Below are 22,415 nucleotides of genomic sequence, written 5' to 3' on the forward strand. Positions count from 1 at the left end.
GGACTCAGCGGCACTGAGGCTCGATCAGAGACCGGCGACCAGGCTCGTGACCGGGGCGGTGTTCAGGCCGGTGACACCCTCGACGGTGCCGACGGCCGTGTTGACCAGGCCGGAGACCGGGGCGACGCCGTCCACCAGGCCGGTGACGGTACCGACGGCGTTGACGGACAGGCCACCGGAGACGGCGTCGAGGGCGGCGTCCGAGATCTCGGCGGTCTCGACCTGGGGGGTGGAGTTCATGGGGGAACTTCCCTTCGTATAGCTCTTCATAGGGGGGAGCGGCCCCCTTCTGGGGACAGAACGACGGCCGCGCACGTGGGTGCCCGCTCTCGTCTCCGAGAGTCCGGCGGCCCCCGCGGTGCGATGGATCAAAGCAGACCGCCGCTGCGCACTTCCAATCAACAGGGCCTCCCACCAGCGCTCTTGGTGTCCATGGCGATACATCCGTGCAGGATCGGGCACGGGTTGGAGGCAGCTTCTTCACACGGATCGCGGCATCGTCATACGCGGTTCGTTGCCGTCAGGAAAACGAATGGGACAGTCCTCCTGAAAGGCACGGGACACGAGTCACCCGTGTGCAGAACTCCCCTCGGCCGTGACCCCGCTGGGCATTCGGTGTGGAGATTCCCGGAAGCCGGTTTCCCGGCCGCCGAGGGGGACGGACCGCTACCGGGCCGTCGCCGAGTGTGCCGGGTGCGGCGCGGCCCGCCGGTTCGCACAGGCGCCCCACAGGGGGTGCGGGCGGGAAGTCGTGACATGACGTGCGAACGAGGGGCGTAGCGCGCTTTGCGAAATGGAAGAGCGGAATCTTTTTGCTGAGCGTTGAACACCCCACCGGAACCATCCGTACCAACTGGCAACCAGGCGCCCCCAGTTCACCCGCCGGACGGCGGCACGGACCCCGTCCCCAGGAGGTCAAGAGTTGAGTCACAAACGAGCCACCAAGCGCAAGGCGTTCATAGCCGCAGGCGGCGTGGCGGCGCTCGGCGCGGCAGCCCTCATCCTGCCGAACGCCATGGCGTCGCAGACGGACGCGAAGGGCGCCGCCCCCAGGACGCTCGCCGCGAGTGACGCCTCGGACCTCGCCTCCCAGCTCCGCGAGTTGCTCGGTGACGCGTTCGCAGGCGCGTACTACGACTCCGGCGAGAAGCAGCTCGTCGTCAACGTCATCGACGGTCTCCAGATCGAAGGCGACGACAACAACGTGATCGTCCAGGCGCAGAAGGCCGGCGCGGAGGTCCGTGAGGTCGAGAACAGCTGGTCCGAGCTCCAGAAGGGCGCGGCGACGCTGAAGGCGAAGGCCAGCGTTCCGGGCACCGCCTGGGCCATCGATCCCCGTACGAACAAGATCCAGGTCACCGCCGACTCCACGGTCACGGGCGAGAGCTGGGACACCATCGAGTCGGCCACCAAGTCGCTCGGCTCGGGCGTGGCGACCATCAAGAAGTCCGCCGGCACGTTCAAGCCGTTCCTGGAGGGCGGCGACGCCATCTTCGGCGGCGCCGCGCGCTGCTCGGCCGGCTTCAACGTCGTCAACGCCGAAGGTGCCCCGGCCTTCCTGACCGCCGGTCACTGCGGTGTCGCCGAGGCCGAATGGTCCGAGGAGGAGGGCGGCGCCCCGATCGCCACGGTCGACGCCGAGACCGCCACCTTCCCCGGCGCCGGTGACTTCGCCCTGGTCAACTACAACGACCCGGCGACCCAGGCCGCCAGCACGGTCGACCTCGGCAACGGCCAGACGGTCGACATCAAGGCGGCCGGCGAGGCCGAGGTCGGCCTCCAGGTCTTCCGCATGGGCAGCACCACCGGCCTCGCCGACGGCCAGGTCACCGGTCTCGAGGCCACGGTGAACTACCCCGAGGGCACGGTCACCGGTCTCATCCAGACCAACGTCTGCGCCGAGCCCGGCGACAGCGGCGGTTCGCTGTTCACCGAGGACGGCCAGGCCATCGGCCTGACCTCCGGCGGCAGCGGCGACTGCACCGTCGGCGGCGAGACGTTCTTCCAGCCGGTCACCACCGCCCTCGCGGCGGTCGGCGCGACCCTCGGCGACGCCGGCGCGGGCGCCGGTGAGGAAGCCGCCGGCGGTGCCGGTGACGCCGCGGGTGCCGGTGAGCAGGCAGACGGCGGTGCCGCCGCCGGCGCCGGTCAGGAAGAGGGCGCCGCAGCCGCGGGCGCGGGCGAGGAAGAGGGCGCCGCCGCGGCCGGTGCGGGCGAGGAGCAGGGTGCCGTGGCCGGTGCCGGTGACGCCGGTGCGGGCGCCGCGGCCGGTGCCGGTGACGACGCCGGGGAGGGCCGGCAGCACGACCAGGGCGCCGGTGACCAGGGCGGCGAGGAGCAGGGTGCCGAGCAGCAGGGCGTCCACCAGTAAGCCGGACACCCCCCGTACGTGGACGACGGCCCGGGACCAGCGGCCACTGACCCCCGGGCCGCCGTCCCACGACCCACCCGCCGGCCCCACCCCAGTGGTGCGGCCGGCGGGTGGAACGGTCCGACCCTCCGGCGGGAGGGCCGGACCGCTTTCGTCCGTGCGGCGCGGACACGCGGGAGCCACGGGACCCACGCGGCCCGCGGCCCGCACGGCACGGCGCGGCTCGTCCGGCGGCGCCGGCCCGCACGGTCGGGTCACCCGGCGGTGCCGGTGGCCCGCAGCAGCAGCAACGCCACGTCGTCCGCCCGCTCCTCCGCCGCCTCCGTCTCCCGCACGAGACGGTCGGCGAGCCATTCCAGGGGCCGCTCCCCGGCCGTCGACAGCCGCTCCCCGAGACTCGCCAGCGCGTCCTCGATGTCGACCCCCGGCGACTCGATCAGCCCGTCGGTGTACAGGACCAGCACGGACCCCTCCGCCAGCGCCACCTCGGTCGTCGGATACGACGCCGCCGCGTCGATACCGAGCAGCGGACCACCCGCGAGGTCCAGCACCCGCACCTTCCCGTCCGGCCGGCGCAGCAACGGCGGCGGATGCCCCGCCCGCGCCATGACCGCCGTCCCGTGCGCCGGGTCGAGCCGCAGATACAGACAGCTCGCGAACAGCTCCGAACCCAGGTCGATCAGCAGCCGGTTGGTACTGCTCATCACCTCCTCCGGTGCCTGCCCGACGGTGGTGTACGCGCGGACCGCCGTACGGATCTGCCCCATCAGGCCCGCCGCCGTCACGTTGTGCCCCTGGACGTCCCCGATCACGGCGGAGGCCCGCCCGTGCGAGAGGACCAGGTCGAAGAAGTCGCCGCCGATGTCCATGCCCCGGGTGGCGGGCAGATAGCGGGACGCGGCCTCGATCCCCGGGATGGACGGCAGCGAGTGCGGCAGCAGCGCCTGCTGCAGCCCGTGCGCCAGCTGGTGCTTGGCGTCGTACAGCAGAGCCCGCTCCAGGGCCTGGGCGATGAGACCGCTGAGGCTGGTCAGCACCGCGCGCTCGTCGGCGGGGAACGGGTGCGGCTCCGCGTACCCGAGCACCCAGGTGCCCACCGGCCGTCCCGAGGCGATCAGCGGCACGTACGCCCAGGCGTTCAGCCCGTCCGGGGTGTCCCGCCGCACCGGATACAGGTGCTCCAGCTGCTGCCGGGACTCGAAGAAGGCGGGCACCCCGGTGGTCAGGGCGTGCGCCCCGGGCATCGGCGCGGTGAGCGGTGTGCCGTCGAAGCGCTCCACGAGGTGCGGGTCGGCGTAGCCCCGGTGGCCGAGCACGTGCAGACGCCCGGCACGCGAGCCGTACATCACGAGGGCCTGGCCGCCGATGGCCGGGACGATCTCGTCGGCGACCAGATCCACCACGTCCTGCACGCTCACCGCCTCGGTGAGCGCGCTCGCCAGCGCCAGCACGTGATGGATGGTCACCAGACGGCCCGGCTCCTCCACCCGGGCGGCGTGTTCGGCCTCGGCGACCGCACGGGCCCGCGAGATCCGTACGCTCAGCCCGTTCGTCCCCGGGTACAGCCGGAACGACAGCCAGTCGCTCGGCGGTCTGAGCGCCACGAACGACGTCACGTGCTGGCTCATCAGCGCCGCCCGGTACCGGTCCTCGTACGTGGGATCGTTGAGCCACGGCACCGACACCCACAGCTGGGTGCCCAGCAGGCCGCTCACCGGGATGCCGAGCAGCTCGGCCGTGGCCGCGTTGGCGAAGGTGATCCGGCCGTGCAGATCGAGCGCGCACATCCCGTACGGCAGCCGCGCCACCATCCGCGCCGCCTCCACCGTGCCGAGCGTGCCCGCGACCATGGTCGCCGACGGCGCCGACAGGTCCGGCTCCGGCAGCACCGGCCGGCCCTCCTCCTCCGCGCGCCGCAGCCGCTTCGCCAGCCGGTCGCACGCCGAGGTCAGCTGGTCCTGCTCGCGCTCGCTGAGCTCCGGCGGGTGGGAGCCGGGCCAGGTCAGGAAGACGGCGCCGTAGGTGGTGTCGCGGGTCGCCACCGGCAGCGCGGCCAGGGCGAACGGGTAGGGCAGGACCACGGCGATCCGCGGATAGCGGCGGGCCATCTGCTCCTCGCCGCTGACCCACACCAGCCGCTGACCGCGCACCGCCTCGGAGACGGGGACCGGGGCGCTCAGGCCCACCCGCTCCCACGGCGCGGCGAACGACCTCGGCAGGCCCGCCATGACCGCCATCTCCAGCACCGGCTCGTCCGGCGCCAGCAGATACACCGCCCCGGAGTGGGCCCCCACGTCGTCCATCATCGAGGCCAGCGCCAGGGAGAGCAGCGGATGGCCGACGCGGGCCGTCTCCACGGTCGTCCGCCCCGCGGACGCATGGACGTCGGACATGCCCACCACCTCCTCGCGGCCGCGCGACGGTTCCAGGGTCCAGGCTCCTCCTAGGGGGCCGCCCACGCACGGCGAGCGCCGCCCCGGACGAACCGCCGTACCCCCTCACGCCCGGCCCATGCCCCCTCGCCTGATGCGCGCTCTCGCGAACGGGCGCCGCGAGTGCGCCCCCGCGCCCCCCGTTGGCTGGTTCTTCGCGCCCTGGTGTGTGGTCATGGACGCCGACAATGGGCACGCGCTTGGGGCGGAGGACATCGGTGGGCCGGGAGGCGGAGGGCGAACGTGATCGGGGTACTGCTCGTGCACGACGAATGTCTGGTCAGGTCGGTCCTCGCGGAGTGGCTGCGCCAGGAACCCGACCTGGCGGTCCACGACGCGTCGTGGCGCGCGGCGCCGGGCCGTGCGCGGTCCCTGCGGCCCGACGTCTGCGCGGCCGACCTGGACTGCGCCGACGCGGTCGGCATCCCGCCCCTGGGCGACCTGCGCGGCGCGGGCGGCTCCGCCCCCGCCCCCGGGCTGCTGGTCCTGGCCCACGCGGGCAGACCCGGACTCCTGAAGCGGGCGGCCGAGGCCGGGGCCCTCGGGTACGTGGACAAGGAGGGCTCGCCGCAGCGGCTGGTGTCCGCGATACGCGAGGTCGCCCGGGGGAGACGCTTCGTCGACGACTCCCTCGGCTTCGGCTTCCTCAAGGCCGCCGAGATGCCGCTGACGCGCCGCGAGCTGAGCGTGTTATCCCTGGCCGCGGAGGGGGCCTCCGTCGCCGAGATCGCCGGCAGCCTGCACCTGTCCCACGGGACCGTGCGCAACTACATGGCCGCCATCACCCGCAAGACGGGGGCGCGCAACAGGATCGACGCCATCCGGATCTCGCAGGGAGAGGGCTGGCTCTGAGGAACGTCCGCCACGAGGACGCGGCGGAGCCGGTACGGGGGACCAGGCGCCGACCAGGTCCCGGTACAGCGGCGAACGGGCCAGCAGGTCGCCGTGCTCCCCGTACGCGACGGACCGCCCGTCCATCACGAGCACCCGGTCGGCGCGGCGGGCCGAGCTGACGCGATGGGCGACCACCACCAGGGTCGTGCCCGGCCGGCGGGCGAAGGCCCGTTCCGCGCGCTCCTCCGCCTCCGCGTCCAGGTGACAGGTCGCCTCGTCGAGGATCACGACCGGCACGGCCGACAGATACGCCCGCCCCAGCGCCACGAGCTGCCGCTCACCGGCGGACAGCGCGCGCGGGTCGACCTCGGCGCCCGGGCCGCCCAGCCGGACCATCACCTCGGTGAGCCCCACCGCCTCCGCGGCACCCCACAGCTCCTCCTCGGGCACGGGTTTCGGCCGCAGCTCGCCGAGGTTCTCTGCGAGGGATCCCCCGAAGACGTACGCCTCCTGCGGAATGAGCACCCGGCGTGCGCGCGATGTGGCAGCGGCTGCCCGTTCCCCGCACAAGCGGACGGTGCCGTGCCGGGGGCGCAGCAGACCCGCGACGAGTCCGGCGAGGGTGGACTTGCCGACACCACTGGGCCCGACGACGGCCAGATGCGTGCCGTGGGGGAGGTGGAGGCTGAGGTCGTCGATGACGGGGGCGGCGCCGGGGCCGTAGGCGAAGGTGACCCCGGAGAGGGAGAGGGCGGCAGCGGGGTCGCGGGATGCCGGGGGCGTCGACGGGGCGGTTCGCGGCGGTGCGGGCGCCGGGGGCGCCGACGGTTCGGGGCGGGAGGGCGCGTGCGGCGGGTGGGCGGTGGGGCTCGGCGGGAGCAGCCTGCGCAGGACCACCGCGAGCCGGGCACCGCTGGTGCCCAGGCCGTGGACCAGGTTCTGGAGCGCGGGCAGGAGGGACTGGGTGACGTAGGCGAGGGCGCCGATCAGGGCGCCCGCGGTGACCCCCCGGTCCAGGAGCCAGGGTGTGCAGGCCGGCAGCAGGACGACGGGCAGGTGGCCGCCGATCGCGAGGGCGGCGACACGGACGACGCCCCAGCGGGCCAGCGAGCGGGCGGCCCGGTGCTCGGCCTCGATCCGGCGGCCGGCGTCGGCGGCGACGACGTCCTCCGCACCGGCCGCCGTGATGTCCCGCAGCCCGTGGCAGACCGGGCCGAGCCGGGCGGCGAGGGCCTCGTCGGCGACGAGGAAGGCCTCCTGCCGACGGGCCAGCGGCCTGAGCGTGGCCAGGAAGAGGGCCACGCCGACGACCAGCGGGGGCGCCACCACGAGCAGCAGCGGCGGGGCCAGCGAGAAGAGTCCGACGAGTGCCCCGGCGGCGGTGAACAGGAACGAGCGCGACACCATCACCAGCCCAGCGAAGGTGTCCCGGGCGATCTCCACCTGCTGGGTCAGCCCGGACAGGGCCCCGTCGTCCGCCTCCCGCACCCCCCGCCCGACCACCCCGCGCACCAGCCGGTCCCGCAACGGCTCCACCAGCCCCGCCACACACCCGTACACCCGCCCGGTCCCGTACGCCCCGACGGCCACCGCCCCCGCCCCGGCCCCGAGCCACCCCAGCCCGACCCCCGGCCGCCCGGCGAGAAACCCGTCGTCCAGGGCCCGCGCCAGGGCGTACCCCGTCAGGAACGTCTGCACCGTCTCCAGCACGGACCACAGCACCAGCCGTACGACGACCCGCCCCCGGCTCCGGAGGAAACGGAGGCCGCGCCGGGGCAGGCCCGGCGGCCCGGAACGTCCGTGCCGTGCGTCCCGGCCCTCCATCACACACCGCCGTGCGGGAGCGTCCCGGCCCCGGTGCCCTGCGGCCCGCACCGGCCGGGCGGGGCGGGCCGGCCCTCCTCGCCCGCCGACGCGTCGGCCCCGGCGCCCTCCCCGAACAGCTCCCGGTAGGCCGCCGTCCGCCACAGCGCGGCGTGCGGCCCCACCGCCCGGACCTTCCCTCCGTCCAGCCATGCCACCGCGTCCGCGCGCGCGGCCGTGGTGACGCGATGGGCGATGATCAGGCGGCTGCCGCCGGTCGGGCCGAGGAGCGCCTCGGTGATGCGGTGCTCGGTGACGGTGTCGAGGCTGGACAGGGCGTCGTCGAGGACGAGGAGGCGGCTGTCACGGGCGAACGCCCGCGCGAGGCCGAGGCGTTGGGCCTCCCCGCCCGACAGGGGGGCGTCGGCGCACGGGGTGGCGTAGCCGTCGGGGAGGCGCCGGACGAACGCGTCGGCGTGCGCGGCACGGGCGGCCTCCCGGACGCGGGCCCGGGAAGGACGGGGGACACCGAAGGCGATGGTGTCCGCCACGGAGTCGCCCAGCAGGGCCGGGCGTTCGAAGGCGTGGGCGACCGCCGCGCGCAGTTCCCGGCGGTCCAGTTCGCGCAGGGGCACCCCGTCGAGCCGTACCTCTCCCTCGTCCGGGTCCGTGAGCCGCCCGGCGACGGCCGCGAGCAGCGACTTGCCCGCCCCCGAGCGGCCCACGACGGCCAGCGTGCTCCCGCCCGGCACGACGAGATCGACCCCGTCCAGCACGGCGCGCCCACCGCGCCGGACGGTCACGGAGCTCAGCTCCAGCCGTCCCACCGGGAGCCCCCGGCCCGGCGGCGGCAGCGTCCGTGCGCCGTACGAGGCCGGGGGCTCGGCCAGTACCTCGGCGAGCCGGTCCGCCCCCGCCCGGGCGCGGACCAGGCCCGAGACATGGCCGACCAGGACGCCGATGCCGGCGGCCAGCACCGCGTAACGGGACGCGGCGAGCAACTCGCCCACGGACAGACGGTGCCGGGTCAGCAGGACGCCCGCCGTGGCCACCACGGAGAGCTGCAGCAGGGGAGCCACGGCGGCCGTCCGCGCGGCGGCCCGGCCCTGGACCCGCCACATCCGGTGCCCCTCGCGGGAGAGTTCGGGCAGGGGGCCCAGGACGCGGGCGACGGTCCGGTCGGCGATTCCCGCGGCGGCGATCGTGCGGTGTCCGGCGACGGCCTCGGCCAGTGCGCCCGCGATACGTCCCTGGGCCCGCTGGTAGCGCGCGACGCAGTCGGAGGAGCCCCGGGCGAGCGCGCGCAGCACCAGGGCGAGCAGCGGGGCTCCGGCCAGGAACACCACCATGAGCAACGGGTCGATCAGGCCCAGTGCCGCCACCGCGCCCAGCGGCCCGGCGAGCGCCGCGAACAGCGCGGCCGTGGTGGCGGGGGCCGTTGCTGCCTGGGCCGCGTTCCCGACGAGCCGGGCCACCAGGTCGCCCGGCCCGAACCGGCCGACGGCCCGAGGCCCCACGGCCAGTGCGTGTCCGACCAGACGGTGGCGCAGCCAGGCGGCGGACCGGGCGTTCGTGGTCCCGGCGACGACGGTCTCGACCGCGTCCAGGGCGGCGACGGCGAGCACCAGCCCCGTCGCCCACAGCACCCAGCGCGCGCCGCCCGGGTCGCCGGCCAGCAGCAGGTCCAGGGCCCGCCCCAGGGCGAGCGGCAGCGCCAGGTTCGCCCCCGTCGCGGCCACGGACACGAGCGCCAGGGCCGTGCAGCGGGCGCCGCAGTGCCGGACGGTGGAGCGCAGCAGGGGCACGGACGCGGCTGCCGGGCCGGGGGCGCCGGCTTCGGAGAGGGTCGTCATACCCGTCCTGACGTGGATGAATGAGCCCCGGACGGCTCCTTCCCGGGCAGGGGAGAGGAACCGTCCGGAGCTGTCGTCGCGGCTCAGCCGCTGTGCCGGTCGGTCGGGCGCCCGGGGCGACCCGGACGCCCCGGCCGGGTCAGAGACAGAGCGTGATGCTGGCCGCGCTCACACACGACAGCACGCTCAGGGAGCTGGGCCCGCCGGTACCGGTCGTCTCGTCGGCTTCCATCGTCTGCAGGTCGAGAAGTGCCATGTCGATTCCTTTCGGTCGTGGCCCGCTCGGCGGGCCTCGGGGACGGGGGTGTCACGTCACGACTCCGCCGGGTGGCGGAACCGCGTCATCGGGGCCGCCGTCGTGGCGGCGGCAGGAACGGAAGGTGTGGCGTGGCGTCGTCGGCCGTGGCGTGCGCCGCGCCGAGAGCCAGCAGACATCCCGCCGTCCCGGTACCGAGGTCCATGGAGAGCCGCATCAAGTGGTTGCCGGGAAAGGCCAGTTGTCCCTCGTAGGGCATCGAGTGCCAGCCGAGCGCGGCGATCTGTTCCGCCAGCGCCTCACGCGGGGCGCCCGTCCGGGCGAGGTGGAGGATCATCCCGGCGCGGCCCTCGAACAGCCCGGGCTGTGCGTAGAAGCGGTAGGTCGCGGCGGTGAGGACGCCCGCGCGGATCTGCGCGAACCCGTCCTGCGTGCCGACGCCATCACCTGTTCCGGAGTCGTCCGCCGCGAAGTCGCCCGTTCCGGCGCCGGTCGCGGCCAGATGGTCGTCGAGCACCATGCCGACGCCCACGCTGCCGTCGCCGAGGTACGGCATCGTCCGCCAGCCCTCGTCGACGGCGAGCCCGCCGTTCTTCTGGCCGACCAGGCACTCCAGATCCTGCCGCAGCGCCTCACCGGCCGACGCGAGCAGCGCGGGATCGCCCGTCGCCTCGTACCGGCGCAGCAGGAACAGGGCGGGCCCGCTCGCGCCGCGCAGCAGACCGGCGCGGCGGCGGGGCGGAGCCGGGCGGGGCTCGCCGAGGCGGTGCGCGAGAAGGCGTGCGGCCTCGGCCGCGTGGTCGCGCAGCCCCGGCTCACCGGTGGTCCGCGCCAGCTCGTCCAGCACCAGGCCGAGCCCGGCCAGACCCCCGCGCAGGTCGGACGACAACCGGTGCCACTTCTCGGCGAGGATCTGCTCGACCAGGTCCAGGGCCCGCTGCCGGTGGCCCAGCCGGTCCAGGGTGAGGGCCACGCCGGCGAGACCGTCGTACAGGCCGAGCGGGGTTCCGACGGGCACCGGAGCGGTGTGGTCGAGCAGCCAGCGCTCGCCCTCCTCGTAGCGCTCCGCGCCGACCTCCGCGAGCGCGTACAGGACGCCCGCCGCGCCGTGCGCCAGGCCGAGGCCGCCGCCGTCGGAGAACTGGGCGACGTCCCCGGGGAAGAGCCGGTCGTCGCGCTCCGGCGTGGCCGAGGCCAGGATCGCCTTGACCATCGAGTCACGGCTGTACGGCCAGTCCCCGGGCTCGGCGAGGGACCAGCCGCCGTCGGCTGCCCGTGCCCCCTGCACCCCGCGTCCGGCGGCACCCGTTCCCCGGGTGATCTCCGCGACCGCCTCGTCGAGGAAGGCGCGCGGCACCTCCGGGAACCGCTGCGCGATCACCGCGGCCAGATGGGCGGCCTTCTCCCGCTCCACCACGAACAGGGAGGTGACCGGCAGGAACAGCGCGAGGCGCAGACAGGCCAGGGCGTAACGGTCGACGTCCGGGCCGGTGCGGTCCGGCGGCGCGAGGAAGCCGGGGTGGGCGACGGTCTGCCGGCCGTTCTCCTCGGCGGGGGCCGCCGCCTCGAAGTCGAGGAGGGTCACCGACCGCTCGTCCGGCGCGACCATGATGTTGAAGACGTGCAGGTCGTTGAAGACGATCCCGCGCGAGTGCACCGCCGCGACCGCCTCCTCGACGGCCCGGTGCACCCGCAGCGCCCAGTCCGTGTACGCCGCGACCGCGCCCGGCCCGGGGTCCGCGGACAGCAGGGGATGCCGTTCGGCGACGTACGAGTTCAGCGGGCGGCCCTCGACGAAGTCCATGACGAGGAAGCGGTGGTCGCCGAGGGTGAACCAGTCGCGCACCCCGGGCACGACCCCCAGTCCGGCCAGCCGCTCCAGCGCCTCCTTCTCCCGCTCCAGCCGGGTCACCGCGTCGGCCCCGTCGGCGGCCAGCCCGGCGTGCGGACGTCCCTCCTTGAGGACGACCCGGCTGCCGTCACGGGTGTCCGTGCCGGCGTACACGCCGCCGCCGTTGGAGAAGTGCAGCGCTTTGTCGATGCGGTACGGCAGATCGCCGACCGTCGTCGTGTTGCGCGCCGCCAGCTGCGGCTCCAGGAAGGCGGGCAGGGTCACCCACTCGGGCACGTGGAAGGTCGGCTTGCGCTGGTCCGGCACCAGGGTGCCCGTGCCGTCACGGACGGCCGGGACGAGCGTGCCGCGCTCGTCGACGACGAAGGAGCGGGCGAAGGCGCCGTAGCGGACGTACAGTGGTCCGTCGTTCCAGCGCAGATCGGTGAGGATGTACGGCCCCTCGTGGCCGTCGAGGAGTTCGCCCAGCTCGCGCAGGACCAGGTGCAGCTGCTCCTCGTCGGCCGGGTAGACCGTGACGAACTTGCCGCTGGTGTCGCGGGCCGCGTACTTGGCGTTGCGCAGATGCAGCAGATGGGGTCCCGGTACGAACTTGAACGGGATCTCGCGGGGCACGCAGTAGTCCCACACGATCGCCGCGATCCGGTCCGCGTTCCCCCGGGTGGCGGAGGCGTGCACCTTCCATCCCTGGGTGGGTCCGGGACGGGGCCGCCCGTCGTCGTCGACCGGGGTCAGCGTCAGCCAGTCCCCGATCCGCACCGCCCGCCAGCCCTCGGGGACCGGGCGCCCGGCGGTCTCGTAGCCGGGGGCCGCCGCACCGGCGCGGTCGCCGGCCGGGAGCCGGTCCGGTGTCTCGTAGAAGTGTCGGTCGGCGAGCGCGTACGCCTCGTACCGCTTGTCCATGCCGGTTCCCCCGGGTCGTGTGCCGTCGCTCCCTGGGCCAAGTGAGGACGAGCCTTCCAGCCCGCCGCGGCGCCCGACAGTCACGGCTGTCACCACAAACCCCTCACGCCTGTCACGCCCTCACCGTGCGGAACGCACGCGTAAAGATGTGTTCGACGCCCTTCGAACCGGGCGGCGCGCGGACGGCCTCGCAGCCCGCCGGGACGTCGCAGGGGCTGCGCGACCGTGCCGGAAGCGCTGTAATTGCGGACGTGGTCACTGCAGGTGCTGCGGAACGCGGAACGAGGACGCTGCGTGCCGAACTCGCGCTCAAGTCGCTCGGCGGCCATCTCGATCCGCACGAGCGGCTGCACGCCATCCTCGAACAGGTGCTCGTGTTCACCAGTGCGACCGTCGCCGCCGTGTACCTCCCGGACGGCGAGGGCGACACCCTGCTGCTCACGGGCTTCGCCGGTGTCCCGAGGACCCTGTACGGGCTCGGTGACAGCTATCCGGCGTCGGGGACCGCCCCGGTCGCCGACGTGTGCCGCTCGGGCAGGCCGCGCTGGCTCGCCTCCGCCGACCTCCAGGGGGACCCCGACGTCCGCCGCGCCCACGCCGAGGACTTCTCGCTGGGCGTGCTGCCGCTGCGGGAACGCGGCTGCCTCGTCGCCGTCGGCGACGGCACCAACGCCTTCGGCGCCGAGGACCGGCAGTGCCTCGACCTGTTCGCCGAGGCCGTCACCAGCTCCGCGCCCGCGCCGCCGGCCGGGCCCGGCGCCTCGTTCGACCTGGCCATGGACACCGGGCGGGTCGAGGTCGACGAGAGGCTGCTTGAGCTGTTCGGCATGGGCCCGGACGACTTCGACGGCCGGGTGGAGACCCTGATCGCGCTGACCGTGCCCGAGGACCTGCCCGCACTGATGTCCGTCGTGGAGGCGGACCACATGTCCATCGGCGACCGGGAGCTGGAGTTCCGCATCCTGCAGCCCTCCGGCGAACAGAAGTGGCTCAGGCTGCGCGGCCGGATCCTGCCCGGCCGCGAGGACCGGCCCGCCCGTCTCGTCGGCACCGTCGCCGACGCCTCCACCCTGCGCACCGGCCGCGGCGACGTGGCCCGCATCCAGCGCCTCGCCGCCTCCCTGGCCACCGCCGGCACGGTCCGTGACGTCAGCCAGGCCGTGGTGACCGCCCTGCGCAAGCCGCTGCGGGCCGACCGGATCGCCCTCGCCGAGCTGGAGGGGGACCGGCTGGTCGTCACCGTCCTCGATCCGCCGCAGCCGGAGATCTGGCCCGAGGTGTGGCGCTCCGAATGGCGTTCCGAGTGGCCCGACGCGCCCGTGCGCACCATGCCGACCCTCGCGACCGCGCTCCGTGAGGGACGCGCCGGGATCTGGCCCGCCGGCGCCGATCTGGAGCCCGCCCTCGCCGAGGTCGGCCCCGGCGGCCTGGCCGTCCTCCCGCTGCCCGCCGGGGGCCGGATGGCCGGGGCCTGTCTGATCGGCTGGGACACCCCCCACGACTTCGGCCCCGAGGAGCGCGCCCTGCTCACCGCGGCCTCGGGCCTCGCCGGGCAGGCCCTGATGCGGGCCCACGCCTTCGACGCCGAACACGAACTCGTCGGCATGCTCCAGCGCACGCTCCTGCCGCGGCGGCTGCCCCAGCTGCCGGGCGCGGTCGCCGTCGCCCGGTACCTGCCCACCACCGCCGGACTGGAGGTCGGCGGCGACTGGTACGACGTCATCCCGCTGCCGGACAACCATGTCGCCCTCGTCATCGGCGACGTCCAGGGCCACAACGCGGGCGCCGCCACCCTCATGGGCCAGATGCGCACCGCCCTGCGCGCCTACGCCGTCGAGGGCCACCCCCCGGACGTGGTGGTCTCGCACGCCAACCGGCTCCTGATGGACATGGAGACCGACCTCTTCGCCACCTGCTGCTACGTCGACATCGACATGGAGGAGGGGTCCGCCTGGTACGTGCGCGCCGGACACATCCCGCCGGTGGTGCGTCACCCGGACGGCTCAACCGAGATCAGCGAGGCGGAGGGCGGGCCGCCCCTCGGCGTCGTCATGCGCGCGGACTTCCCGATGAGCCCGCTGCGGCTGGCCCCCGGCACGCTGCTGGCCCTCACCACGGACGGCCTCGTCGAGTCCGCCGACATCGACGTCGAGGACGGCCTCGACCATCTCGCCGCCGAACTGGCCGCCGCCGACCCCGCCCACCTCGGGGTGGTCGCCGACACCCTGCTGGGCGGCGCCAACCGCGACGACGACGTGGCCCTGCTCCTCGTGCGCTACGACGGCATGGCCCTGCGGCCCCAGCGCGAGAACTGGAGCGTGTGGCGCGTCCCGCAGGCGGTCGGCCAGGCCCGCCGCTACACCCGGCGCGTGCTGCGCCGCTGGGACGTGGAGTCCACGGCCGACACGGTGCTCCTCGTCGTCTCCGAGCTCGTCACCAACGCCCTCGTCCACACCGACGGCCGGGTACGCCTCGACCTCACCCTCCTGGCCGACCGCCTGCGCGTCGCGGTCGCCGACTCCTCCCCCCGTACGCCGGCGAAGCCCACCGTCATCGGCTGGGAGGCCACCGGCGGCCGTGGCATCCTCCTCGTCGAGGCCGTGTCCTCGGCCTGGGGCACCGTCCCGGTCAGCGGCGGGAAGCAGGTGTGGGCGGAGGTCCCCCTCGACTGAGCCGTCGCGTCCGGGCGGTCGGACGAGCCGCACGGAAGCGCGGTGCGCGGTCTCTCGCCAGCTCGCCAGCTCGCCAGCTCGCTCGCGTGGTCGTTCGCGCGGTCTCTCGCGTGGTCTCTCGTGCGGTTTCCCGCGCCGTCGGACGCCGGTGCGGCCCCGCCGGATGCGACCCTGTCCCCGTGCGCCTCCTGCTGACGACCGACACCCACCTGCCCAAGCGCGCCAAGGCGCTGCCCGAACGGCTCCTCGCCGAGATCGCGGAGGCCGACGTGGTCGTCCACGCCGGCGACTGGGTCGACGAGGACACCCTCGACCTGCTGCAGACCCGTTCACGCCGGCTGATCGCCGTGTACGGCAACAACGACGGCCCCGCCCTGCGCGCCCGCCTCCCCGAGGTCGCCCACGCCGAACTGGCCGGTCTGCGCCTCGCCGTCGTCCACGAGACGGGCCCCGCCCATGGCCGCGAGCCGCGCTGCGCCGCCCGCTTCCCCGACACCGACGTCCTCGTCTTCGGCCACAGCCACATCCCCTGGGACACGACCGCGGCCACCGGCCTGCGCCTGCTCAACCCCGGCTCCCCGACCGACCGCCGCCGCCAGCCGCACTGCACGTACATGACGGCGACGGCGGCGGACGGCGAACTGACGGACGTCCGCCTCCACCGACTGCCGCCCCGCACCTGACCGTCACCGCGACGGTTCCGGCGGCGGGTGGATGGCCCCGGTGGTCGCGGTCAGGGGGGTGCCGGTGCCGCCCCATCGGAGTGCGACGATCTCCGCGGCGACGGAGACGGCGACCTCTTCCGGGGTGCGGGCGCCGAGGTCGAGGCCGACGGGGGAGCGCAGCCGGGACAGGTCGGCGGCGCCCAGCCCGGCCTCCCGCAGCCGCCGCGCCCGGTCGTCGTGCGTGCGGCGGCTGCCCATCGCCCCGATGTACGCGGCCGGCCGGCGCAACGCCTCGCGCAGCAGCGGCACGTCGAACTTGGGGTCATGGGTGAGGACGCAGATCACCGTGCGGTCGTCGGTGGGTGTGCCGCGCAGATACCGGTGCGGCCAGTCGACGATCACCTCGACGGCGGCGGGGAAGCGCTTCGGGGTGGCGAACACCGGGCGCGCGTCGCAGACCGTGACCCGGTAGCCCAGGAAATCGCCGATACGGGCGACCGCGGCCGCGTAGTCGATCGCCCCGAACACCAGCATGCGGGGCGGCGGCGCGAAGGAGTGCAGGAAGACGGTGACCGCGTCCTCGCGCCGTTCACCGTGCGGACCGTAGTGCCGCTGCCCGGTGGCACCCTGGGCCAGCTCACCCCGCGCGTCGGCGGCCACGGCCACGTCCAGCCCCGCGGAGCCGAGGGTGCCGAGGGTGCCCGGCGCGAGGGGCGCGCCCGGCGCCGGGTCCGGCCACACGGCGAGGGTGGCGCCGCGCGGGGCCGGGCCGTCGAGCACGGTCGCCACGGTCACCGGGCGCCCGGCGGCCACGGACTCCGCGACCCGCCCGAAGGCGGGGTCCTCGGCCGCCGTCACCCGCCGTACCAGCAGTGTGATCTCCCCGCCGCACGTCAGCCCCACCGCGAACGCGTCCTCGTCGCTGTAACCGAAGGTCTCCAGCCGCGCCTCCCCGGACGCCACGACCTCCCGGGCCAGCTCGAACACCGCCCCCTCCACACAGCCCCCGGAGACGCTGCCGACGACCTCGTCACCGGGCCCGACCGCCATGGCGGCCCCCGGCCCGCGCGGCGCGCTGCGGCTGACCGCGACCACCGTCGCCAGCCCGAAGGGGGAGCCCGCCGTGTACCACCCGCCGAGCGCCGGAAGAACCTCACGCACGGGCCCACTCCTCTCACCATCGCCCCGTGCCTCCAGCGTCCGCCGACTCGGCCCCCGCCGCCCGCCGGGGGCGGGAAAACCGTTTGCGGGTGCGCAGACCGCCTTGCTTCACTGCGGAGGAGGCCGGAAGAAGCCGGCAGCAGCCCCGAGCGTCCGAGGAGCCCCGATGCGCGCAGCGTCCCTGTCCGACCAGGAAGGAATGTCCCCTATCTCCAAGGACCCGACGCTTGTCACGCACCCTCAACCTCGGCATCCTCGCGCACGTCGACGCGGGTAAGACCAGCCTGACCGAACGCCTCCTGCACACCGTCGGAGTGATCGACGAGATCGGCAGCGTCGACGACGGCAGCACCCGCACGGACACCCTCGCGCTGGAACGGCAACGAGGCATCACCATCAAGTCCGCCGTCGTCTCGTTCGAGATCGACGACCTCACCGTCAACCTCATCGACACCCCCGGCCACCCCGACTTCATCGCCGAGGTGGAGCGTGTGCTCGACGTGCTCGACGGCGCCGTCCTGGTCGTCTCGGCCGTCGAGGGCGTCCAGGCGCAGACCCGCGTCCTGATGCGCACCCTGCGGCGCCTGCGCATCCCCACGCTGGTCTTCGTCAACAAGCTCGACCGCCGCGGCGCGCGCCACCAGGACCTGCTGGAGAGCATCGCGGCCCGCCTCAGCCCGGCGATCGTCCCCATGGGCGAGGTCGCCGAACTCGGTACGCCCGAGGCCCGCTTCACCCCGTACGCCCCCCTCCCGCCCCGGCTCCTGGAACTCCTCGCCGAGCACGACGAGGGCCTGCTCGCCGCCTATGTGGACGACGGGGCGGCCGTCCCCGACACCCGGTTGCGCGCGGCCCTCGCCGCCCAGACCGCCGAAGCCCTGGTCCATCCGGTGTTCCACGGCTCGGCGATCACCGGCGCGGGGATCGCCGAACTCATCGACGGCATCAGCGCGTTGCTGCCCGCGACGGACGCGTCGGACACCACAGGCGCGTCGGGCACCACAGACGCGTCGGACACCACCGGCGCGACCGGCGCGGACACCCCGCCCTCCGGCACCGTCTTCAAGGTCGAGCGCGGCCCGGCGGGCGAGAAGATCGCCTACGTGCGGATGTTCGCCGGAACCGTACGCGTTCGCGACCGGCTGACCTTCCGGGACGGCACCCGCGAGGGCAAGGTCACCGCGATCGGCGTCTTCGAGGGCGGGAGCGACGTGCGCGCGACGGCCGTGACGGCGGGCCGGATCGCACGGCTGTGGGGCCTCGCCGACATCCGGATCGGCGACACCGTCGGCACACCACGGGCACGGGCGGCGGCCGACGGGCACCACTTCGCCCCGCCCACCCTCGAAACGGTCGTCCTGCCCGCCCGTGCGGAGGACGGCGGCGCCCTCCACCTCGCCCTCACCCAACTCGCCGAGCAGGACCCCCTGATCGGTCTCCGGCACGACGAACTCCGTCAGGAGATCTCGGTGTCGCTGTACGGGGAGGTGCAGAAGGAGGTCGTACAGGCGACGCTCGCCGACGAGTACGGCCTCGACGTCACCTTCCGCGAGACGACGACCCTCTGCGTCGAGCGTCTCGCCGGATGCGGCGCGGCCGTCGAGTACAACAAGAAGGACGGCAACCCGTTCCTTGCGACGGTCGGGCTGCGGGTGGAACCGGCGCCGGCCGGCTCCGGGGTCGGGTTCCGGCTGGAGGTGGAGCTGGGATCCATGCCGTACGCGTTCTTCAAGGCCGTCGAGGACACGGTCCGGGAGACGCTGGAGCAGGGACTCCACGGCTGGCGGGTCCCGGACTGCACGGTCACGATGACGCACTCCGGCTACTCGCCCCGCCAGAGCCACGCCCACCAGGGCTTCGACAAGAGCATGTCGAGCACCGGCGCGGACTTCCGGGGCCTGACCCCGCTGGTCCTGATGGACGCCCTGCGGCGCGCCGGCACCCGCGTCCACGAGCCGGTGCACCGCTTCCGCGTCGACGCCCCGGCCGACACCCTGGGCGCGCTGCTGCCGGTGCTCGCCGCGCTGCGCGCCGTACCCCGAAGCACCCGCGCGAGCGGGGCGGCCGTACGGCTGGAGGGGCTGGTGCCCGCCGCCCGGGTGCATGAGCTGGAGCAGCGGCTGCCCGGACCGACCAACGGGGAGGGCGAGCTGGAGACCGCGTTCGACCACTACGCGCCCGTCGCCGGCCCGACCGTCCCCGAACGGCCGCGTACCGACCACAACCCCCTCGACCGCAAGGAATACCTGCTGAACCTGACCCGGCGGGTGGGGATCTGAGCGACGGCGCGGGACGAACGCGCGGGGGTCTTTATCGGGTCCCCGCGCGCCCGCACAAGGGCCCGCCTGGCCGCGCAGGGCAAAGAATCGGCCGTGACAGGTGAACTCCCCTGCAAAAAGGGGTACTTACTCGTGCGTCAGTTGCTATTGACGGCCCGCCTGACCATTGGGACGGTAGTGCACATGTCGAATGTGGCGGACATGTCAAGATTGCGCACTCGTCTGCTCGGTGTCCTGGTACTCGTCACCGGCTTCCTGACCACGGCGGGCCCCACCCAGCCCGCCTCCGCTCTCACTGATGATCTCTGGTTCGACTCGCAGGCCGCGGCCACCCTCACCGTCGAGGGCGGCCGCTTCAAGGACGGACTCGGCCGCGAGGTCGTCCTGCGCGGCTACAACGTCTCGGGTGAGACGAAACTCAAGGAGAACAACGGTCTGCCCTTCGCGTCGGTCGCCGACGCGAGGAAGTCGGCGACCGCGCTCAGGGCGCTCGGCGGCGGCAACTCCGTCCGCTTCCTGCTCTCCTGGGCGTACGCGGAACCGGTACGCGGGCAGGTGAGCACCGCCTACCTCGCGGCGGCCACCGCGCAGATGGGCGCCTTCCTGGACGCGGGGATCAGGGTCTACCCCGACTTCCACCAGGATCTGTACTCCCGCTGGCTGTTCGACTCCGACAGCTGGTACACCGGCGACGGCGCGCCCAAGTGGGCCGTCGACCTCGGCAACTACCCCGACGAGTACTGCGGGATCTGCCCCTTCTGGGGCCAGAACATCACCTCCAACGCGGCGGTGACGAAGTCGACGTACGACTTCTGGCACAACACCTACGGTGTCCAGGACTCCTTCCTGGACACCGCGCAGAAGACGATGGCGTACGTGAGGTCGAACCTCACGTCCGCCCAGTTCCAGGGCGTCGTCGGCTTCGACCCGTGGAACGAGCCGCATCCGGGCGTGCTCGACTCGGGGCAGACCAGCAGGACGTGGGAGAAGGACGTCCTGTGGCCGTTCTACGTCAAGTTCCGCTCCCGGATGGACGCGGCGGGCTGGCAGGCCAAACCGGCCTTCGTCGAGCCGAACCTGTTCTGGAACGCCAACATCGACTTCCAGAAGCAGGAGGGCGGACTCCTCGACGCGGGCACCGTCGGACCGCGCTACGTCTTCAACACCCACTTCTACGACCAGAAGGCGATCTCCGGCATCTTCATGTGGGGCAAGGCGGAGAACGGCCAGTACGTGAACGACTTCGGGACCGTGCGCGACCGGGCCGCCGCCGGCGGCACCACGGCCGTCGTCAGCGAGTTCGGGCACCCGCTCAGCGGTTCGGTCTCCGACAAGGCGCCCACGGTCTACAAGGCGATGTACCAGGCGCTGGACTCCCGGGTGAAGGGCGTCGACTGGTGGTCGAAGCCGGCCTCCTCGGGCCCGGTCCTCTCCGGCTCCCAGTGGCAGTGGGACATCTACTGGGGCCGCCATCGCGAGCTGATGAACGACAACCCCGACAAGGTGCAGGCCGAGGGTGACGCCTGGAACGGTGAGGACCTGTCGGCGGTACGTCTCGACGACTCCGGTACGGCCGTGCTCCGCCAGGACGCCCGGATGCTGGACCGGATCTACCCGAGCGCCACGGCGGGCAGCACGGTCGCCTTCACCTACGAGGACCGCTCGCGGGACGGTTCCACGACCCTGACGTGGAACCCGGTGCCCGGCTCACTGCCGAACGTCTCCTCGCTCGTCGGCTCCGGCCAGTACTCCCTGCTGGTCTGGCGCTCGGACGGCAGCGCGGAGCCGACCGAACTCCACCTCCCGGCGTCCTTCCCCACCGCGTCCACCACGGTGGTGTCCGACCTCGGAGTGTCGGCGGCGCCGCCGGCGTACACCACGTCCACACCGATCGCCGCCGCGAAGGAACCGGGCGGCACCGGCAGCCGCCGTCTGCTGCTGACCGCCGCCGACACGGGCAAGCTGCACTACGCCCTGGTCACCAACGGCGCGACAGCCCCGTCCGCCGCGCAACTGGGCGCGGCACGGACGGAGCTGTCGAACTGGCTGACCGCCAGGTTCAGTTAGCCGAGGGTCCGGTCCAGTCGGCGGGCACCTGTGCCACACGCACCCGCTGGGGGTGGTCGCCGACTGCGACGGACACGGTCTTCCTGCCGGTCGCGAAGTCGATCGCCGTGACCTGGTCGGCGCCGCTCTCGGAGACCACACAGGACTTGCCGTCACCGCTGACGGTCGACCAGTACGGCTTGGAGACGGGGACGAGCGGGCCCTCCTGGAAGGTCGCGCGGTCCACGACGGTCGCGTAGTCGTCCATCGTGCCGGCGATGCACAGCTTCGTGCCGTCCGGCTTCATCGTGAGGCCATGGTGGCGCGAGTCGTTGACGAAGGTCGTCCGGTCGTCGCTGACGCCCGGGGACTTCGGCAGGGTCTTGGTACGGGTGATCTTGTCGGTGGCGATGTCGTACTCGAAGAAGCCGTTGAAGAACGACACCTGGAAGTACAGCTTCGTCTCGTCGGGCGAGAAGGCGGCGGGGCGGACCGCGTCCGAGTAGTCGCTCAGCCCGACGGCGTCGAGCCGCGCGCGCATGTCGATCACCTTGACCTGCTGGAAGGTGTTCGCGTCGGCGACCGTGATCTTGCGGTCGCCCTTCGTCCAGTCCAGCCAGGGCGCGTCGGTCTGGGTGTTGACGTCGCCGATCGCCATGTTCCAGATGTACTTGCCGTCCTTGGTGAAGATGTTCTCGTGCGGCTTGTCGCCGGTCTTGAACGAACCGAGCTGGCGGCCGGTGACGATGTCCAGGACGTGCACGGTGTTGCCGGTCGACGCCGACACCGCCACGCGCTTGCCGTCGGGGGAGACCGCCATGTGGTCGGAGCGGTAACCCGACACGGGGAAGCGCCAGTTGACGGCGCCGGTCCTGATGTTGATGGAGACCACGTCGGCGAAGCTCGGGCGGGAGACGACCATCGAGGAGCCGTCCGGCGTGGAGTACATGTCGTCCACGTACTGGTCGTGGCCCTCGCCCACGCTGTTGCGGATCGTCATGTAGGCGATCCAGCGGATCGGATCGGCGTTGATCTCCGCCATCCGGGCGGCCTTGTCGGGGATGACGTTGATCCGGCCGATCTTGGCGAAGTCGCCGGAGGCCTTGATGACGTCCGCGGTGCCCTCCCAGTTGTTGCCCACGAACATCACCTCCCGCAGGTCGGCCGCGGCGCTCGCCGGAGAGGCGGTCGCCACGGCCGAGGCGGTCAGTGCGAGAGCGGCGACGGCGGCACCGACATGCCGGGTCCTACGACGGCGGGGGGTGGGGACGACGGACATTTCGGTTCC

13 protein-coding genes and 1 pseudogene are annotated in these 22,415 nt (G+C 73.7%); 6 read left to right on the plus strand and 8 right to left on the minus strand.

What is annotated here, in order from left to right; all coding sequences use genetic code 11:
* Window positions 1–24: 24 nt before the first annotated feature.
* Entirely contained in the window at window positions 25–240 is a 216-nt protein-coding gene (locus ACZ6BB_RS35035) for a hypothetical protein (RefSeq protein WP_005484006.1), read from the minus strand.
* Between the two features lie 682 nt (window positions 241–922).
* Between ACZ6BB_RS35035 and ACZ6BB_RS35040 the strand changes: the two genes are divergently transcribed.
* Window positions 923–2,371, plus strand: a complete 1,449-nt coding sequence (locus tag ACZ6BB_RS35040; RefSeq protein WP_471619161.1) for a S1 family peptidase — start codon at window positions 923–925, stop codon at window positions 2,369–2,371.
* A 254-nt stretch (window positions 2,372–2,625) separates the two neighbouring features.
* Here the strand turns inward: ACZ6BB_RS35040 and ACZ6BB_RS35045 are convergent, their stop codons facing one another.
* Window positions 2,626–4,764, minus strand: coding sequence for a SpoIIE family protein phosphatase (locus ACZ6BB_RS35045; protein ID WP_471619162.1), 2,139 nt, complete (start codon window positions 4,762–4,764; stop codon window positions 2,626–2,628).
* Window positions 4,765–5,046: 282 nt separating this feature from the next.
* On the opposite strand from ACZ6BB_RS35045, the gene ACZ6BB_RS35050 reads away from it, so the two are divergent.
* Window positions 5,047–5,655, plus strand: a complete 609-nt coding sequence (locus ACZ6BB_RS35050) for a response regulator transcription factor (RefSeq protein ID WP_319369435.1) — start codon at window positions 5,047–5,049, stop codon at window positions 5,653–5,655.
* Between the two features lie 261 nt (window positions 5,656–5,916).
* On the opposite strand, the pseudogene ACZ6BB_RS35055 reads toward ACZ6BB_RS35050, so the two are convergent.
* The 4 genes and pseudogenes from ACZ6BB_RS35055 to lanKC form a co-directional block, all read right to left on the minus strand.
* Window positions 5,917–7,461 (minus strand): annotated as a pseudogene (locus ACZ6BB_RS35055) (ATP-binding cassette domain-containing protein); the annotation flags it as partial.
* On the minus strand, window positions 7,461–9,293 hold the full coding sequence (locus ACZ6BB_RS35060; RefSeq protein WP_471619163.1) for an ABC transporter ATP-binding protein: 1,833 nt from the start codon (window positions 9,291–9,293) through the stop codon (window positions 7,461–7,463). The gene ACZ6BB_RS35060 and the pseudogene ACZ6BB_RS35055, both read right to left, overlap by 1 nt.
* Before the next feature lie 139 nt (window positions 9,294–9,432).
* Window positions 9,433–9,549, minus strand: coding sequence for a SapB/AmfS family lanthipeptide (locus ACZ6BB_RS35065; RefSeq protein ID WP_005483995.1), 117 nt, complete (start codon window positions 9,547–9,549; stop codon window positions 9,433–9,435).
* An 85-nt stretch (window positions 9,550–9,634) separates the two neighbouring features.
* The gene (lanKC, locus tag ACZ6BB_RS35070; protein WP_471619164.1) at window positions 9,635–12,304 is read right to left on the minus strand and encodes a class III lanthionine synthetase LanKC; all 2,670 of its coding nucleotides are present in this window, start codon (window positions 12,302–12,304) and stop codon (window positions 9,635–9,637) included.
* Between the two features lie 251 nt (window positions 12,305–12,555).
* Here lanKC and ACZ6BB_RS35075 point away from each other — a divergent pair, with 251 nt between their 5' ends.
* The gene (locus ACZ6BB_RS35075; protein WP_471619165.1) at window positions 12,556–14,976 is read left to right on the plus strand and encodes a SpoIIE family protein phosphatase; all 2,421 of its coding nucleotides are present in this window, start codon (window positions 12,556–12,558) and stop codon (window positions 14,974–14,976) included.
* A 179-nt stretch (window positions 14,977–15,155) separates the two neighbouring features.
* Window positions 15,156–15,659 (plus strand): metallophosphoesterase family protein, encoded by a 504-nt coding sequence (locus ACZ6BB_RS35080; RefSeq protein ID WP_471619166.1) that lies wholly within the window; start codon window positions 15,156–15,158, stop codon window positions 15,657–15,659.
* 3 nt (window positions 15,660–15,662) lie between these two features.
* Here ACZ6BB_RS35080 and ACZ6BB_RS35085 read toward each other — a convergent pair whose 3' ends face one another.
* On the minus strand, window positions 15,663–16,802 hold the full coding sequence (locus ACZ6BB_RS35085; protein WP_471619167.1) for an XdhC family protein: 1,140 nt from the start codon (window positions 16,800–16,802) through the stop codon (window positions 15,663–15,665).
* 227 nt (window positions 16,803–17,029) lie between these two features.
* On the opposite strand from ACZ6BB_RS35085, the gene ACZ6BB_RS35090 reads away from it, so the two are divergent.
* Complete coding sequence (locus tag ACZ6BB_RS35090) at window positions 17,030–19,081, plus strand: GTP-binding protein (RefSeq protein ID WP_471619168.1); 2,052 nt, start codon at window positions 17,030–17,032, stop codon at window positions 19,079–19,081.
* 201 nt (window positions 19,082–19,282) lie between these two features.
* The gene (locus tag ACZ6BB_RS35095) at window positions 19,283–21,148 is read left to right on the plus strand and encodes a glycoside hydrolase family 5 protein (RefSeq protein WP_471619169.1); all 1,866 of its coding nucleotides are present in this window, start codon (window positions 19,283–19,285) and stop codon (window positions 21,146–21,148) included.
* Here ACZ6BB_RS35095 and ACZ6BB_RS35100 read toward each other — a convergent pair.
* Window positions 21,141–22,406, minus strand: coding sequence for a YncE family protein (locus ACZ6BB_RS35100; protein ID WP_471619170.1), 1,266 nt, complete (start codon window positions 22,404–22,406; stop codon window positions 21,141–21,143). The two genes, ACZ6BB_RS35095 and ACZ6BB_RS35100, sit on opposite strands and share 8 nt — an antisense overlap.
* Window positions 22,407–22,415 lie beyond the last annotated feature (9 nt).

It is taken from the genome of Streptomyces sp. NPDC041108 (assembly GCF_055592645.1).